The sequence below is a fragment of the Vibrio sp. 2092 genome (genome assembly GCF_033339635.1).
Taxonomy (GTDB): domain Bacteria; phylum Pseudomonadota; class Gammaproteobacteria; order Enterobacterales; family Vibrionaceae; genus Vibrio; species Vibrio alginolyticus.
The window spans coordinates 126,007-141,235 of sequence record NZ_JAWOUY010000006.1; the positions used below are offsets into that span (position 1 = coordinate 126,007).

Sequence of the window (15,229 nt, forward strand, 5' to 3'; positions counted from 1 at the left end):
AGTAAACGTAAATAATGATAACGCCAATTAGATTCTAAGTCTGTAATATTAATAGGTTTAACGCGGTCTATGTCATCACAGCATCAGATACAGACGAAATGAAAAAGTTCGCAAATTTAAGACACGTATTGAAGGACAAATACCATGCTCAACAAACAAACATTGATCAGTATAGAAGATGCCTTGCCAGGTAGAGATCAACCAATGCAGATTGACGATCATCATTTTGTAAATAAATCTAACCTAAAGGCGCCTCTTGCGTCACACCAACAGCAGATTTTGCTCGGAATGGGCTGTTTTTGGGGCGCTGAGCGCGTATTTTGGCAACTCGACGGCGTTGTATCTACTTCGGTCGGTTACGCTGGGGGGTACACACCCAATCCCACGTATGAAGAGGTCTGTACAGGTAAAACGGGTCATACAGAAGTCGTACGAGTCGTTTTCGATGAACGCGTCATCTCATTAGAAAAGCTACTGGCTGTTTTTTGGGAAAAACACGACCCAACTCAGGGAATGCGTCAAGGTAACGACTTAGGTACTCAATATCGTTCTGCAATTTACACTTATTCGACGGGGCAACTCGAGAGCGCAGAGAAATCGAAACTCTTGTATCAGCAAGCACTGCAAGAAGAGCAACGCGCGAACATCACCACCGAAATACAACCAGCAGGTCCGTATTACTTTGCGGAAACCTACCACCAGCAATATTTGGCGAAAAACCCTGATGGTTACTGTGGCATCGGAGGAACGGGAGTTTGCTTCCCACCAAGCCTCCAAGGATAAACCTAACCAGCAACAAAAAGAGCGACCGATATGGTCGCTCTTTTCTAAATCTAAGTGGGTACCAAGCTAACTAAGCCGATAATGATGCTATCACTTGGTTGACTTCTTTAAAGATGGTGAGCCTTTTATGATCGTTGACGTCAGGTAGTAACACTTTGCCATTGTCGAACTGAAAACAGCCAACCCCAACAATAAAAAACTGACCTTTGAACAACGTTTTAACAAAACGGGCCACTTGTAATGGTCGATATACAGCAAACTCACGTAGCATAACTCACCTCAATTCCTTTGAGAAAACACGGATTGCTTATTTTTCCTCTGCAATCTTAATGCGCAATTTGCGACGGAACTCATTTTAGCAAATTCTAAATATAACGCAAGATTACACCACTCCATACGTTAAATAAATGTTACCAACGGTCCTACAAATTTCTAGGTTCTGGATATATACTGGAAGCTTCCAAACCTCGTACGGAATATAACAATATGAAAACTAAGACTCTCCTACCTCTATTACTGGCCTTAACGCCAAGCTTGACCTTTGCACACAACTTGTCAGTGGGAAAAAGCGTTCCTCCTGTCAATGTTGCCGCTTACGGCGAGATTGTTTTACAAGGCGAAGGCGTTGCATACCAACCCTGGGCAACTCAACATATGCAAGGCAAAGTTCGTGTCATTCAAGCCATTGCAGGCCGTAGCAGTTCAAAAGAAATGAATGCCCCTTTAATGTCGGCAATAACAGCGGCAAATTTTCCACAAGAAAGCTACCAGACCACAACTATCATCAACCAAGATGATGCAATTTGGGGGACAGGCTCTTTCGTGAAGTCTTCAGCTCAAGACAGCAAAAAAGAGTTCCCATGGTCATCCATGGTTCTTGATGAAAATGGCGTAGTTGCTAATACTTGGGACCTGAAAGAAGAAAGTTCGGCCATTATTGTTCAAGACAAAACGGGCAAAGTTCTGTTTGTCAAAGAGGGCGCACTTGAGCAAGATGAGATAACAAAAGTCATTGAGCTTATTAGACAGAACATCTAGCTTCATTGAATGGCTCCTTGTTCTTGTTGTAAGGAGCTATATGAATTTGATTAGAAGCATGGGCAGTGACAACTCTGCTCTTTATAAGTGCGACACTTCCACAGAGAGTATTACCAATATTTTTCGGCACGTATGTGTGGAGTTAAATTTTTCTGCTAGCCAACAAAAGAGTGAACTTTTATTCATTATGGGTGTTATATTATAACAGTCGGTAAGAGGAGCTCAGATGTACCACCACCAGCAAAAAACACTAAGATATTGGTATCGCACTGCTTTATTTTTCAGTGTTGCGTTGCTGATCGCTTGGAACTTTGCGGTTGTACTCCATCAAGTCGATCTGACGCCCGACCATCATACCCATCATCATTGCCAATTATTTTCTGGTGTTCAGCACGGTATAGCAAAGGTACAACCTACCCTCTCTACACCGACTTTTACGCGCGCCCAGCATCATCATGTTTTTTTGCATCTCGTGTACGGCGAAGAAGTTCTTGGCGCTGCTCGTGCCCCTCCTTATTTTGCTTAATTTCCAAACTATTCCACACTCAAAATTATTGAGTTCATTTCCGCACCTAGTGTGTCAGGAACAATAACTTAGTGAAACTCGAATCTGAGCAATACCGCCTTTGGTTAATGCCAGTAAAATTAGGAAAAATACAATGTCATCAAAACACGTTTTAGCCCTTGCTATTGGCCTCACTTTATCGACAGCAGCGAATGCAAACGAATACCGCCAGCATGGTGCTCATGTGCATGGTCACGTCGAGTTTAATATCGCCCAAGATGGCAAAGATCTGTTAGTAGAGATCACAGCTCCTGGAGCTGATGTTGTGGGTTTCGAACATGCTCCAGAAAACGCACAACAAGAGCAAGCGCTTAAACAAGCCGTCGCTACACTCGAAGACAGCAACGCATTGTTCGCTATTAACTCACAAGCTGATTGTAATGTTGAAGAAGCTTACGTGAGCCACAACCTAAGCGAAACTCATGAGGAACATGATCATAGTGAGCACGACCATGATGACCATGCACATCACGATCATGAAGGACACGAACACCATGATCATAATGAACATCATGATAAACATGACCACCATGACGATCATGATGAGGCGCACGATCATGGCGGTCACGGTGAATTTTCGGTGCAATATCGCTTCAATTGCGAACAAGTTAATCAGCTTAGCCAAATCCAAACCGATTGGTTTAACCAATTCCCAACTACAGAGTCCATCAGCGTCAATATATTCACTGATACCATGCAATCAGCAATTAAATTAAGCAAAGATAACACCCAAATCGTAATCAAATAACACGAGTGGCGTGTGAGTACCCACTTACACGCCACAGCTTTGGTGATTTAATATGACTGAAACCACACCAAATGTTGTCGAGCTAGAGGATGCCCAATTTTTCTGGCCCGGTTCAACCAACCCAACCATCCACATCCCCAAATTACACATTACACAAGGCGAGCATGTGTTTATCAAAGGTCCAAGTGGCTGCGGTAAATCGACCTTGCTCGCTTTGTTGACGGGGATTAACACATTAACTTCAGGCTCTCTATCTGTACTCGATACTGACCTTGCTAGTTTAAGTGCCAGTCAGAGAGACCGCTTTCGCGCCAATCATATTGGCTACATCTTTCAACAGTTCAATTTATTGCCGTACCTTAACGTACTTGAAAACGTATTATTGCCATGTCAGTTCAGTAAAATACGACGTGACCGTGCCCATTTAGGTGCCTCATCTCAAACATTAAATGAACAGGCTCAGGCCCTACTAGAACGACTGCACTTGCCAAACGAGCTTCATACACGCCCTGTCTCTGAATTGAGTATTGGTCAACAACAACGTGTGGCTGCGGCTCGAGCTCTGATAGGACATCCAGAGTTAGTGATCGCTGACGAACCAACCTCAGCTTTAGACTATGACAATCGTAAAGCATTTATTGAGCTCCTTATGGAGCAAGCGAATCAAGCCAATGCCACACTGGTATTCGTTAGCCACGACCCAACACTCGAACCCTTATTCGATCGCACGCTCAATCTACCCGACATTAATCAAGTATCTAGCCTAGGAGCCATATCATGAGTGCTGTTGTAAAGCTCGCCTGGAAAAGCTTGATGAACCGCAAAGCGACGGCAATTCTAACCATCATGACCGTTGCGATTTCAGTGGTACTCCTCTTGGGCGTCGAGCGTATCCGAACTCAAGCCAAGGATAGCTTCTCCAATACAATTTCAGGCACTGACCTCATTATTGGTGGACGCTCTGGGCAAGTGAACCTATTGCTCTATTCTGTGTTTCGTATTGGTAATGCGACCAACAACATCGATTGGAAAAGCTACCAAGAGTTTGTCAATCATCGTTCAGTCGATTGGGCTATTCCAATCTCGCTTGGCGACTCGCATAAAGGCTTCCGAGTTATGGGAACCAATCACAGTTACTTTGAGCATTACAAGTTTGGAAGTAAGCAACCACTAACATTTAGCAAGGGCAGAGAATTCAATGGTTTATTTGAAACCGTGCTAGGTTCTGATGTCGCTAAACAACTTGGTTATGATATCGGTAGCGAAATCATCATTGCCCACGGCATTAGCGACGTTGGCTTTAGCCGTCATGACAATCTGCCATTTAAAGTTGTCGGTATCCTTGCACCTACAGGAACACCAGTCGACAAAACTGTCCATGTATCATTGGAAGCCATCGAAGCCATTCACGTCGGATGGGAAAGTGGTGCGCGTTTGGGCCCGACACCCAAGGCACAAGATCTCAAAAACAGAGACTTTCAGCCCAAACAAATTACCGCTATGCTCGTTGGTTTGAAATCTCGTATTCAAACTTTCGCCCTGCAAAGACAAATTAACACCTACCCCAAAGAGCCGCTCAGCGCCATTATGCCCGGCGTTGCGTTGCATGAGTTATGGGGAATGATGTCGGTTGCAGAGCAAGCCCTAATGGCAGTATCTGGTTTTGTCGTGATCGCAGGGTTGTTAGGTATGTTAAGCAGTCTATTAACTAGCCTACAGGAACGCCGCCGTGAAATGGCGATTTTGCGAGCCATGGGAGCAAGGCCTCGTCATGTTTTCTCACTATTAATTAGTGAAGCCAGCTTGCTCACTGCTGCTGGTATTATTACTGGCGTTACTGGGCTGTATGCCATTCTGGCTATCGCGCAGCCGATCATCCAACAGCACTATGGAATACATCTCACCTTAAGCATCTTATCTACTTATGAGTGGATGCTATTAGGTTTCGTACAATGCGCTGGTATTGTGATTGGTTTCATTCCCGCACTCCGCGCCTACCGACAGTCACTGAGTGACGGAATGACAATAAGGATTTAATAAAATGTGGAAAAAAATACTCGCAAGTTGCTTGCTGGTCGTCGCATTCACAGCGCCTGTTATGGCCAGCGAAGAACCATTAAAGCTTGACTGGATTGACCTTGTTCCAGAAAAAGAGCGTAAATTGTTCGACAGTATAGGCATGCCCGCATCTGATCACAGTGGTGGCGCAGCCCAGCAGTCCAAGATTGGTAACGTTCGACCAGAACTGAACGGAAGCCAAGTTAAAATTCCGGGGTTTGTTATCCCACTTGAAGGTGATGCCGATACCGTCACCGAATTTTTATTGGTGCCATATTTTGGAGCTTGTATTCACGTGCCACCACCGCCTCCAAACCAGATCATTTACGTGAAGTTTCCGAAAGGCGCGCCTGTTCAAGAGTTGTGGGATGTTATATATGTGGTTGGAACGTTGAAAACCGAGACGATAAACCACGAACTGGCAGAAACGGCTTACGTTATTGAGGGATCAGAAATAGAAGCCTACGACGATATGTAATTTAAGTCGTCGATAAGCCTCGCTACACCTAAGGCGTCACACTGGCGCCTTTTTTAGCTTTGTGCTACACGATATAACGAGATAAATACGCTAATACGCCCACATAAATAACCAAAAGAAACGCTATCGACAGGTGCTTTTTGAGTTTACCTGCTTCTGAGAACTTCATAGCCCCTCCAAAATAACGATAACAATTTTAACAACTCATTATCATTTTGAATAGCCCTATTCGTTCAAAAACTGAGAACTCCTGTCTGGTCGCTTGGTCAGATAAGGTGTAAATTTAAACGTGCGAACCGCGCAGTTCTTGGTAGGAAAACGAATGGCAGACCCGACAAAGCAACCTGTTGTCATCGAACATCAGTCAGACACAAAAAAAAATACGCAACAAGAAAAGAAACAAGGCTACATAAAAGACAGTGCTAGTAAGGTAAAAACCATTGCCCAAATACACGGTCTTGACGCCTTACTGCAAACCGAACCGCCAGCCAAATCTGCGTTTGAAAGAGCCCAATTGCGAGAGCAAAGACGCCAAGAACAGCGACAAAAAAACTTAGAACAGATTTTAAAATTAGCGCACAGTTCATGCCGAGATGAGACAGCGGGAGAGCCAGACCAAGATTGGTTGCATCGATTTTTTGAGATGGCTCAAGACATCCATAACAGCGCGATGCAAAAGCTATGGGCTCAAGTGATGAAGCGTGAAGTGACCAATCCGGGTTCAACATCCATGAAAGCGTTGAAAACCCTCAAAGATATGTCACCAAAGGAAGCACAAACTCTGCAAAGAGCCGCCTCTTTAGCGTGCAGTTTTGGAGGGGATCACAGCAGAAAACTGCTGATTGGTTACAAAGCGCAAGGAGGCATATTTAGCTTCGGCAAGCGAGACGTCGCCAACAGCCTAAATATGGGAAGTTTTCAACTGCCGTATTCAAGCTTGTTGCTCTTAATTGAATTAGGGCTGCTGCACAGTGCCGAACTTGAATCTGGCGAAATTAGTATCGAGACACCGTTGGTCCTCACCTACCAAGGTAAAAACTTGTCGCTGAACGTAAACAGTAAAGGTGTCCGCCTTTTATATTACCGCTTCACACCCACAGGCAATGAGCTCTGTACCTTGCTCGGAAACAAACCACATGCCGAATACTACGATCAAATGCTTGCACTGTTAAATCATAGATTTAGTGTCCATAGTGAAGCTAAAAGTACGGTTCATCATACTGTCTAGCCAGTTGGAGAAGCATTTGACCACCTATGATCCAAATACTTCTCCAGCCGCTCAAAGAGCTTTAGGTCACCTATGATCTAAATGCTTTTTTATCGGATCACACCGCGTTGTTTAAGATCGATTAAGCACAAATCCACCAACTCCTCGACACTCTTTTCTCCTGCGGGCAAATCGATTTCAGGGTTCTCTGGCGCTTGATATTCCGAATCAATACCAGTGAAATTAGGAATCTCTCCCGCACGGGCTTTACGGTATAAACCCTTAGGATCTCGACCTTCGCAAACCTCTAGAGATGCATTGACATACACTTCAATAAACTCGCCTTCTGGCAATAAATCGCGCACTAACTTCCGCTCTGCACGATGCGGTGAAATAAACGCCGACAGAACAATTAAACCCGCATCTGCCATCAACTTCGCCAGTTCACCAATGCGACGAATGTTCTCGCGACGGTCCTGTTCAGAAAAACCTAAATCGCTACACAAACCATGCCGTACATTGTCACCATCCAATAAATAGGTGTGGTAACCCAATGCTGCAAGGCGATTTTCCAACGCCCCTGCTACGGTTGATTTACCCGCTCCAGATAAACCAGTGAACCACAATACGGCAGGTTTTTGCTTCTTTAATTCAGCACGAAACTGTTTATCAACCGAATGCTGGTGCCAAACAATGTTTTCATCTTTTACCGTCGTTTCGGCAGTCATAACGTATCCTTGTAAATATCGGAATTAAAACGGGAAAAAGACCGGGATCAAAGTAAGTACTAATACAGAGTACACAATCGAAATTGGCACTCCAATTCTCACGTAGTCGGTCAATTTGTAATTTCCTACGCTGTACACCAGCAGGTTAGTTTGGTAACCGTAGGGAGAGATAAAGCTCGCACTCGCGCCGAACAAAACCGCCATGATGAATGGCATCGGATCCACGCCATAACCCACCGCCATGCTATAGCCGATAGGAAAAGAAAGCGCAGCCGCGGCATTGTTTGTCACCAATTCAGTGAGTACCAATGTCATGATATAAGTCGCCACCAAGGCACCAAATACTCCCCAGCCATTAAACGCTTCAATAAACATCACTCCCATTCTTTCTGACAATCCAGAAGAGATCATCAGTTGAGCAATAGACAAAGCGGAACCGACAATCACGACGATATCGATCGGAAAACGGCGGCGCAGTTCTGAAATCTGCACAATACCAAACGCAATAAGCGCGATAAGGTACGCAGCTAGACCTTTAATAATCGGTACTAACTCTAATAGAGCGCATCCAATTACGGCTGCAAAGCCCAGTAATACAATAGAAGACTTATTCGTATCAAGCCGAGCGCTAGAGTCCAAGTCATGCACTAAAACAAACTCTTTACGATGAGCTCGGCGTTCAGACTCAAAACGCTTTCCTGGAACCAGAACTAACGTGTCTCCTGGCGCTAAGGCAATACTACCCAAGCCACCTTCTAGGCGTTCGTGGCCTCGGCGAATCGCCACAACAACGGCATCGAATCGGTCGCGGAATCGGCTCTCTTTGAGGGTTTTGTAGCAAAATGTCGCCGACGAGCTCACCACAACTTCGATAAAGTTTTGCCCATTTAAGTGCTGCTGACCAAACAACTTGAGGCCCGGAATTTCTTGCAGGGTCGCGACGCTCTCAACATCGCCACAAAATAACAGGCGGTCTTTTGCATTGAGCACAAAATCCGGTCCCACAGAAGAAACAGTAACACCATCGCGCACCACTTCTGCAAGAAACAGTTTGCGCAGCGCACGTAAATTATTCTCGCTGATCGTACGCCCAACTAGCGGTGAGCCTGGCTCAACGCGAGACTCAAGAAAGTAAGGTAAATCTTCTTGATTTTGATCATCATAATTCGGTAGCAAGTAGCTCAGTGGGATAAGAATCAGCATCCCTCCCACCAGCACAGCCAAACCTATCATCGTAGGTGTAAAAAAGCTCAGGCTCGGTAAGCCTGCGTCTTCGACAAAGCTGTTGATGATTAAGTTAGTCGACGTACCAATCAAAGTTAACGTGCCACCAAAAATGGCGGCATAAGACAAGGGAATAAGTAATTTCGAAGGTGCATGCTGCTGATTACGCTTAATCGCCCCAATCAATGAGACAACCACAGCGGTATTATTCGTAAATGAAGAGAGCAAGGCTGTCGATACACCGAGCTTAGCAATCACGCTGCCTAACTGGCCCTCAGAGATACTTCGGCTCACCCAACTGATCAGCAGTGTTTTTTCTAGAGCACAGGATGCAAGAATCAATAGAACCAGGGTTAACAATGAAGAGTTGGTAAAATTGGATGCGATAGTGGCTGAATCCATCATCCCAGCCATGAATGCAATAAAAGCGGCACCCGCAAAGACATAACTAGGCTTAATTTTCGTGACAAGCAAGCAAGTGATAATGCCAAGCAAAATCGCTAACACAAACCCTTGTTCCCACATAGCCTTTCCTTACCAAATAGCCCTAAAGGGCACAACAACGACTCATTTATCCATGAATCACCGACAAACGAGCAAACAGACAAAAATCAGCGCAAGCGAAAAGAACATCAGAATGCTCGGTTTCTTGGGCTCCACCGAAGCACTCTGGTATTAGGAGAATACCTAACGACATTTCGCAATTCAGTTAGGTAGCGACACCCCAAGTACAACAGCAAACAGTGCCTGAAATTATCGTACTTGGGTGAGCCAGTTACTTTTTCAGAAACTGGCTGACGTCTTTTGCTTCCCAGTGTGGGAAGTGTTTACGGACAAGCGCATTAAGCTCAACTTCAAACGCAGAGATGTCCGTCAAATCGCGCTCAACCACGGCGAGGCTCTCTTTAACCATGCCAGCACCAACCGTCACGTTTGTCAGACGATCGATAATGATAAAGCCACCGGTATCTGCACAGTCTTGATAATTGTCCAGCGCGACTGACTCATTAAGAGACCATTCACACAAACCAATACCATTCAATGGCAGCTCTGCCGAGCTATGAGTCGAGAGATTATTAATGTCATATTGATGACGAATCGCTTCAACATGACCTACGGTTTTCTTACCTGCGATTTTGATGTCATAGTCACGACCCGGTTGCAGGGGTTGCTCTGTCATCCACACCACATCGGCAAGCAAATGGTTTGTGGTTTCCACTTGAGCATTATCTAGAACAATCAAATCGCCACGGCTAATATCGATCTCATCGCTTAGCGTCAGAGTGACAGCTAATCCGGCACGAGCTTCTTCGATATCACCATCAAAGGTCACAATACGTGCCACAGTTGACGTTTTACCCGATGGCAATGCTTTAATGGCATCACCGACTTTGATCGAACCAGAAGAAATGGTCCCCGCAAAACCACGGAAATCGAGGTTAGGACGATTAACGTATTGCACAGGGAAGCGGAATTCACCCGCGCCTTTTTCTTGATCCACATCGACCGTTTCAAGAAGCTCAAGCAGTGATGGGCCTTTAAACCAAGTCAGGTTTTGGCCTTTATCCACCACATTGTCCCCTTCAAGCGCTGAGATCGGGATGATTTGAATATCAATATCCCCTGTCAGATTCTCAGAGAACTTCAGATACTCATCGCGGATCTCTTCAAAGCGCTCTTGGGAGTAATCCACTAAGTCCATCTTGTTGATCGCCACAACAAAGTGCTTCAAACCCAACAGGTTGGAAATGAAAGAGTGACGACGAGTTTGATCGAGAATGCCCTTACGTGCATCAACCAGAATCACAGCTAAGTCACATGTCGATGCGCCTGTAGCCATGTTACGTGTGTACTGCTCGTGTCCAGGAGTATCTGCAATGATGAATTTACGTTTCTGCGTCGAGAAATAGCGGTAAGCCACATCAATCGTGATCCCCTGCTCTCGCTCAGCTTGTAAGCCATCGACCAACAACGCAAGGTCGGGCTTTTCACCCGTGGTACCCACACGTTGGCTGTCTGAATGCACTGCCGCTAGCTGATCTTCATAAATTTGTTTTGAGTCATGGAGTAAGCGACCGATTAATGTACTTTTACCGTCATCCACCGAGCCACAAGTCAAGAATCTAAGTAACGACTTGTACTGGTGTTGTGTTAAATAGCCTTCGATACCAAGCTCGGCTAATTGAGCTTCAACTGCACTGTTCATTATCTTTCCTTAGATCCTTTAGAAGTAACCTTGACGTTTCTTAAGCTCCATCGATCCTGACTGATCGTGGTCGATCGCTCGGCCTTGGCGCTCACTCGACGTTGCCACCAGCATCTCTTCGATAATGCCAGTTAAAGTGTTTGCTTCAGACTCGATAGCCCCAGTCAATGGATAACAACCAAGGGTACGGAAGCGCACACTCTTCTCTTCAATCACTTCACCCGGTTGAAGCTCCATACGATCATCATCAACCATGATCAGCATGCCATCGCGTTCAACAACTGGGCGTTTGTCCGCGAGGTAAAGCGGCACGATCTCGATGTTTTCTAAATAGATGTATTGCCAAATATCAAGCTCAGTCCAGTTAGACAGTGGGAATACACGAATGCTCTCACCCTTATTAACCTGACCGTTGTACGTCTTCCATAGCTCAGGACGTTGGTTTTTAGGGTCCCATGTATGGTTCTTATCGCGGAATGAATACACGCGCTCTTTCGCCCGTGATTTCTCTTCATCGCGGCGCGCGCCACCAAAGGCGGCATCAAAACCGTACTTGTTCAGCGCTTGTTTTAAGCCTTGAGTCTTCATGATGTCAGTGTGCTTAGAAGAACCATGAACAAACGGACTACAGCCCATGGCTAGACCTTCTGGATTCTTATGTACCAAAAGCTCAAAACCGTATTTGGCCGCGGTGCGATCACGAAATTCAATCATCTCGCGGAACTTCCAATCGGTGTCGACATGCAGCAATGGAAATGGAATCTTACCTGGGTAAAAAGCTTTACGCGCTAGGTGCAGCATCACTGATGAGTCTTTACCAATCGAATACATCATGACTGGGTTATCAAACTCAGCCGCAACTTCACGGATGATGTGGATACTCTCCGCTTCGAGTTGTTTAAGGTGAGTTAAACGTTGTTGGTCCATGTTTTGTATTTCCTTTTTAAGCTTGAAGGCGCATTACGTCTCTAATCTTTGGTCTGAAATTATATGGAGTTGGCAATAGCACTTTTGTTGAATTCAGTACTAGACAAAAACCAGTCTAACTTTTGAGACAGTCGCACTACCTCTCCGACAACAATCAAAGATGGCGACTGTGCTTCCTTCGATAAATCAGAGAGTTGGGAGAGTTCTCCCGTAAATACTTTTTGTTGAATCTGCGTGCCACGCTCAATAATGGCAATCGGAGTCGACGCTGAACGACCATGCTTAATGAGTTGATTCTGAATATAGTGTGATTTCATCAGCCCCATGTAGATCACTAAAGTCTGATTCCCACGCGCCAACGTGGACCAATCCATCTCATCACTTTCTTCTTTCAAGTGGCCAGTCACAAAGATGGCCGATTGCGCATAATCACGATGAGTCAGTGGAATACCAGCATAAGCGGTTGCGCCAGCTGCTGCGGTAATGCCAGGGACAACTTGAAAACGAACGCCGGCATCAGCAAGCACTTCTAACTCTTCACCACCACGACCGAATACAAACGGATCCCCACCTTTAATGCGCACTACTTTGTAGCCCTGCTTGGCAAAATCCACCAAAAGCTGATTCGTCTTCTCCTGCGGCACACTGTGATGCCCAGCTCGCTTCCCAACGCACACCAAAATCGTATCGCTTGGAATCAATGCCATGATTTCTTCAGACACCAAGTAGTCGTACAAAACCACATCAGCTTGCTGCAAGCAGTTCAGTGCTTTCACCGTCAGAAGTTCAGGATCGCCTGGTCCTGCACCTACTAAGGCGACTTCACCAGGCTGTAGCGATTGCTTTGCAAAACGAGTAACACCAGCGACTGGGTTGTCAGAAACTAACCGGGGCTTTGGTTTAGGAAAAGAAGTGACTGAATCGTTCGTTGCCATGTGCTTGCTCATCGTCCATTGATATCGTTATGCAAGCATTATGGCGGGGCGTTTATATTACCTGAAATTCTAAAATTTCATTTTTTATTCAAAAATCTGCTAAGAAGTTTTTGTTTGGTCTCATTCAAAAGCGTGAAAAAGTCGGCGGTTAATATGAATAAGGTTCAGTAAACTGATTAATGTTCACAGTTTTCTGTATCTTTATCATCGAGTTGCATCTGTGTTTGATACATTACGCAGTACGATTTCCCCTTATCATTGAATTGGAGCACCAAATGAAAGTGGCAGTTCATCCTATTTCCCTCGCAGTATTAAGTGGCATGCTAACGCTTGCTGGCCCAACAATGGCCGATACCATCAAGCTTCGTATTATCGAAACCACCGACATTCACACCAACGTGATGGATTACGATTACTACAAAGACCAACCATTACAGCAAATCGGTTTAAGTCGCGCAGCGACAATAGTGAAACAAGCTAAGTCCGAGACAGAAAACACGGTACTAGTAGATAACGGTGATTTAATTCAGGGCAGCCCAATGGGCGATTACATGGCGGCAAAGGGGATTAATCCTGGCGACGTGCACCCAGTCTACAAAGCGATGAACCAGCTAGACTACGATGTGGGCAACATTGGCAATCATGAGTTCAACTATGGCTTAGATTTCCTACAAACGACGTTGAAGGGTGCAAACTTCCCTTACATCAATGCAAACGTATTTGATAAACAAACCGGTGAGCATTACTTCAAGCCTTACCTCATCAAAACTCACACATTTAAAGACACAAACGGCGAAGCGCATCAAATAAAAGTGGGTTACATCGGCTTTGTACCACCACAAATTATGGTGTGGGATAAGAAGAACTTAGAAGGCAAAGTCTTTGCTAAAGACATTAAGGAAACCGCAGAGAAACTGATTCCTCAAATGAAGAAAGAAGGCGCAGACGTGATTGTGGCGATTCCACACTCGGGCATTTCTACTGATCCATACAAACTAGGCGCTGAAAACTCTGTTTACTACCTCACAGAAGTTGAAGGTATTGATGCGATTGCTTTTGGTCACTCTCACGCCGTCTTCCCAGGGAAAGACTTCGCAAACCTACCTGGTGTTGATATAAATAAAGGGACCATCAATGGTGTAACGTCCGTGATGCCGGGCCGCTGGGGAAGTCACGTAGGTGTGATGGATTTGATGCTGAAAGAGAAAGACGGCAGATGGCAAGTCGTCGAAGGCCAAGCAGAAGCACGCCCTATCTTCGATAAAGTAAATAAGAAGTCATTAGCTAAAGCCGATGCAGATATTGTGAAAGCGTTAGAAGAAGATCACAAAGGCACTCGTGAATTTGTAAACCAACCAATCGGCAAAGCAAATGATGTCATGTACAGCTTCTTGGCATTAGTGCAGGACGACCCCACCATTCAAATCGTTAACCTTGCTCAGAAAGACTACGTAGAACGCTTTATTCAAGGCGACCCAGACCTTTCTGACATTCCAGTACTGAGTGCGGCAGCACCATTTAAAGTCGGCGGTCGTAAGAACGATCCGAATAACTTTACAGAAGTAGAATCCGGTCAGCTCACCTTCCGTAATGCGGCCGATCTTTACTTATATCCAAACACCTTGGTTGCGATGAAAGTGAAAGGTAAAGAAGTTCGCGAATGGCTAGAGTGCAGTGCGGGTCAATTCAACCACATCGACATCAACAATCCTAAACCGCAATCTTTGATTGATTGGGATAATTTCCGTACTTACAACTTCGATGTTATTGATGGGGTTAACTACCAAATCGACGTTACCCAACCGCCGAAGTACGATGCGGATTGTAAAGTGATTAATCCAGATTCTCAGCGTATTGTGAACCTGACGTTCAATGGTAAGCCTGTCAATCCGAAGCAAGATTTCATCATCGCAACCAATAACTACCGTGCTTATAGCAATACTTTCCCTGGTACAGGCCCAGATTTCATTGCGTTTGACGCACCAGATGAAAACCGCTCTGTCGTCGCCACTTATATTTCTCGCGTGAGTGAAGAAAAAGGAGAAGTGACACCAAGCGCTGACAACAACTGGTCTTTCGCACCGATTAAGTCCGATAACAAGCTAGATATTCGTTTCGAAACCTCCCCTAGCGATAAAGCGGCGCAGTTCATCAAAGAGAAAGGACAATACCCAATGAAACGCGTGTCAACAGACGACATTGGTTTCGCAATTTATCAAATCGATCTGAATAAATAAGGTTGATTTGACAGCAACACTAAGCGGCTCTCATGAGCCGCTTTTTTGTTATCAATAAAACCCGTTAAAATAAAGAAAACCGTTTCCGAGTTATC

General features: G+C 45.1%; 15 protein-coding genes. 9 read left to right on the plus strand and 6 right to left on the minus strand.

Going from position 1 to position 15,229, the window contains the following annotated elements:
* The first annotated feature begins 144 nt into the window (after positions 1-144).
* Positions 145-783 (plus strand): peptide-methionine (S)-S-oxide reductase MsrA, encoded by a 639-nt coding sequence (msrA, locus tag R7P80_RS12540; protein WP_017820282.1) that lies wholly within the window; start codon positions 145-147, stop codon positions 781-783.
* A 70-nt stretch (positions 784-853) separates the two neighbouring features.
* Here the strand turns inward: msrA and R7P80_RS12545 are convergent, their stop codons facing one another.
* The gene (locus R7P80_RS12545; protein WP_005379612.1) at positions 854-1,054 is read right to left on the minus strand and encodes a DUF1107 domain-containing protein; all 201 of its coding nucleotides are present in this window, start codon (positions 1,052-1,054) and stop codon (positions 854-856) included.
* Positions 1,055-1,269: 215 nt separating this feature from the next.
* Between R7P80_RS12545 and R7P80_RS12550 the strand changes: the two genes are divergently transcribed.
* The 7 genes from R7P80_RS12550 to R7P80_RS12580 all read left to right on the plus strand — a co-directional run bounded on the left by R7P80_RS12550 (position 1,270) and on the right by R7P80_RS12580 (position 6,898).
* Positions 1,270-1,821 carry a YtfJ family protein gene (locus tag R7P80_RS12550; RefSeq protein ID WP_213869768.1) on the plus strand — a complete coding sequence of 184 codons (552 nt, stop codon included), beginning with the start codon at positions 1,270-1,272 and terminating at the stop codon, positions 1,819-1,821.
* A gap of 226 nt (positions 1,822-2,047) precedes the next feature.
* Positions 2,048-2,347: a DUF2607 family protein gene (locus tag R7P80_RS12555; RefSeq protein WP_005379608.1), complete on the plus strand. Its 300-nt coding sequence runs from the start codon at positions 2,048-2,050 to the stop codon at positions 2,345-2,347.
* A 133-nt stretch (positions 2,348-2,480) separates the two neighbouring features.
* A complete protein-coding gene (zrgA, locus tag R7P80_RS12560) occupies positions 2,481-3,134 on the plus strand; it encodes a zinc uptake protein ZrgA (RefSeq protein WP_025768357.1) in 654 nt (217 codons plus the stop codon).
* Between the two features lie 52 nt (positions 3,135-3,186).
* Positions 3,187-3,915, plus strand: coding sequence for an ABC transporter ATP-binding protein (locus R7P80_RS12565; RefSeq protein WP_005379603.1), 729 nt, complete (start codon positions 3,187-3,189; stop codon positions 3,913-3,915).
* On the plus strand, positions 3,912-5,171 hold the full coding sequence (locus R7P80_RS12570) for an ABC transporter permease (protein ID WP_213891728.1): 1,260 nt from the start codon (positions 3,912-3,914) through the stop codon (positions 5,169-5,171). Before R7P80_RS12565 ends, R7P80_RS12570 begins: the two co-directional genes overlap by 4 nt.
* Positions 5,172-5,175: 4 nt before the next feature.
* Positions 5,176-5,670, plus strand: coding sequence for a DUF3299 domain-containing protein (locus tag R7P80_RS12575; protein ID WP_005379600.1), 495 nt, complete (start codon positions 5,176-5,178; stop codon positions 5,668-5,670).
* Positions 5,671-5,992: 322 nt separating this feature from the next.
* Positions 5,993-6,898 (plus strand): TIGR03899 family protein, encoded by a 906-nt coding sequence (locus R7P80_RS12580; RefSeq protein WP_005379599.1) that lies wholly within the window; start codon positions 5,993-5,995, stop codon positions 6,896-6,898.
* A gap of 89 nt (positions 6,899-6,987) precedes the next feature.
* On the opposite strand, the gene cysC is transcribed toward R7P80_RS12580, so the two are convergent.
* The 5 genes from cysC to cobA form a co-directional block, all read right to left on the minus strand.
* On the minus strand, positions 6,988-7,605 hold the full coding sequence (gene cysC / locus R7P80_RS12585) for an adenylyl-sulfate kinase (RefSeq protein ID WP_033906013.1): 618 nt from the start codon (positions 7,603-7,605) through the stop codon (positions 6,988-6,990).
* A gap of 24 nt (positions 7,606-7,629) precedes the next feature.
* Positions 7,630-9,354: an SLC13 family permease gene (locus tag R7P80_RS12590; protein WP_054574242.1), complete on the minus strand. Its 1,725-nt coding sequence runs from the start codon at positions 9,352-9,354 to the stop codon at positions 7,630-7,632.
* 250 nt (positions 9,355-9,604) lie between these two features.
* Positions 9,605-11,035 (minus strand): sulfate adenylyltransferase subunit CysN, encoded by a 1,431-nt coding sequence (cysN, locus tag R7P80_RS12595; protein WP_017633444.1) that lies wholly within the window; start codon positions 11,033-11,035, stop codon positions 9,605-9,607.
* Between the two features lie 18 nt (positions 11,036-11,053).
* Positions 11,054-11,962 carry a sulfate adenylyltransferase subunit CysD gene (gene cysD, locus R7P80_RS12600; protein ID WP_005379592.1) on the minus strand — a complete coding sequence of 303 codons (909 nt, stop codon included), beginning with the start codon at positions 11,960-11,962 and terminating at the stop codon, positions 11,054-11,056.
* A 59-nt stretch (positions 11,963-12,021) separates the two neighbouring features.
* Positions 12,022-12,897 carry a uroporphyrinogen-III C-methyltransferase gene (gene cobA, locus R7P80_RS12605; RefSeq protein ID WP_031780800.1) on the minus strand — a complete coding sequence of 292 codons (876 nt, stop codon included), beginning with the start codon at positions 12,895-12,897 and terminating at the stop codon, positions 12,022-12,024.
* Between the two features lie 275 nt (positions 12,898-13,172).
* Between cobA and cpdB the strand changes: the two genes are divergently transcribed.
* The gene (gene cpdB, locus R7P80_RS12610; RefSeq protein WP_165935352.1) at positions 13,173-15,134 is read left to right on the plus strand and encodes a 2',3'-cyclic-nucleotide 2'-phosphodiesterase; all 1,962 of its coding nucleotides are present in this window, start codon (positions 13,173-13,175) and stop codon (positions 15,132-15,134) included.
* Positions 15,135-15,229 lie beyond the last annotated feature (95 nt).

What these genes read in the sequence shown, in the direction of transcription:
- R7P80_RS12590 (WP_054574242.1), bottom strand. Translation starts at nt 9,354, where the DNA reads ATGTGGGAACAAGGGTTTGTGTTAGCGATTTTGCTTGGCATTATCACT.
- R7P80_RS12555 (WP_005379608.1), top strand. Translation starts at nt 2,048, where the DNA reads ATGTACCACCACCAGCAAAAAACACTAAGATATTGGTATCGCACTGCT.
- R7P80_RS12580 (WP_005379599.1), top strand. Translation starts at nt 5,993, where the DNA reads ATGGCAGACCCGACAAAGCAACCTGTTGTCATCGAACATCAGTCAGAC.
- cysD (WP_005379592.1), bottom strand. Translation starts at nt 11,962, where the DNA reads ATGGACCAACAACGTTTAACTCACCTTAAACAACTCGAAGCGGAGAGT.
- R7P80_RS12565 (WP_005379603.1), top strand. Translation starts at nt 3,187, where the DNA reads ATGACTGAAACCACACCAAATGTTGTCGAGCTAGAGGATGCCCAATTT.
- R7P80_RS12570 (WP_213891728.1), top strand. Translation starts at nt 3,912, where the DNA reads ATGAGTGCTGTTGTAAAGCTCGCCTGGAAAAGCTTGATGAACCGCAAA.
- cobA (WP_031780800.1), bottom strand. Translation starts at nt 12,897, where the DNA reads ATGGCAACGAACGATTCAGTCACTTCTTTTCCTAAACCAAAGCCCCGG.
- zrgA (WP_025768357.1), top strand. Translation starts at nt 2,481, where the DNA reads ATGTCATCAAAACACGTTTTAGCCCTTGCTATTGGCCTCACTTTATCG.
- R7P80_RS12550 (WP_213869768.1), top strand. Translation starts at nt 1,270, where the DNA reads ATGAAAACTAAGACTCTCCTACCTCTATTACTGGCCTTAACGCCAAGC.
- cysN (WP_017633444.1), bottom strand. Translation starts at nt 11,035, where the DNA reads ATGAACAGTGCAGTTGAAGCTCAATTAGCCGAGCTTGGTATCGAAGGC.
- cysC (WP_033906013.1), bottom strand. Translation starts at nt 7,605, where the DNA reads ATGACTGCCGAAACGACGGTAAAAGATGAAAACATTGTTTGGCACCAG.
- R7P80_RS12545 (WP_005379612.1), bottom strand. Translation starts at nt 1,054, where the DNA reads ATGCTACGTGAGTTTGCTGTATATCGACCATTACAAGTGGCCCGTTTT.
- R7P80_RS12575 (WP_005379600.1), top strand. Translation starts at nt 5,176, where the DNA reads ATGTGGAAAAAAATACTCGCAAGTTGCTTGCTGGTCGTCGCATTCACA.
- msrA (WP_017820282.1), top strand. Translation starts at nt 145, where the DNA reads ATGCTCAACAAACAAACATTGATCAGTATAGAAGATGCCTTGCCAGGT.
- cpdB (WP_165935352.1), top strand. Translation starts at nt 13,173, where the DNA reads ATGAAAGTGGCAGTTCATCCTATTTCCCTCGCAGTATTAAGTGGCATG.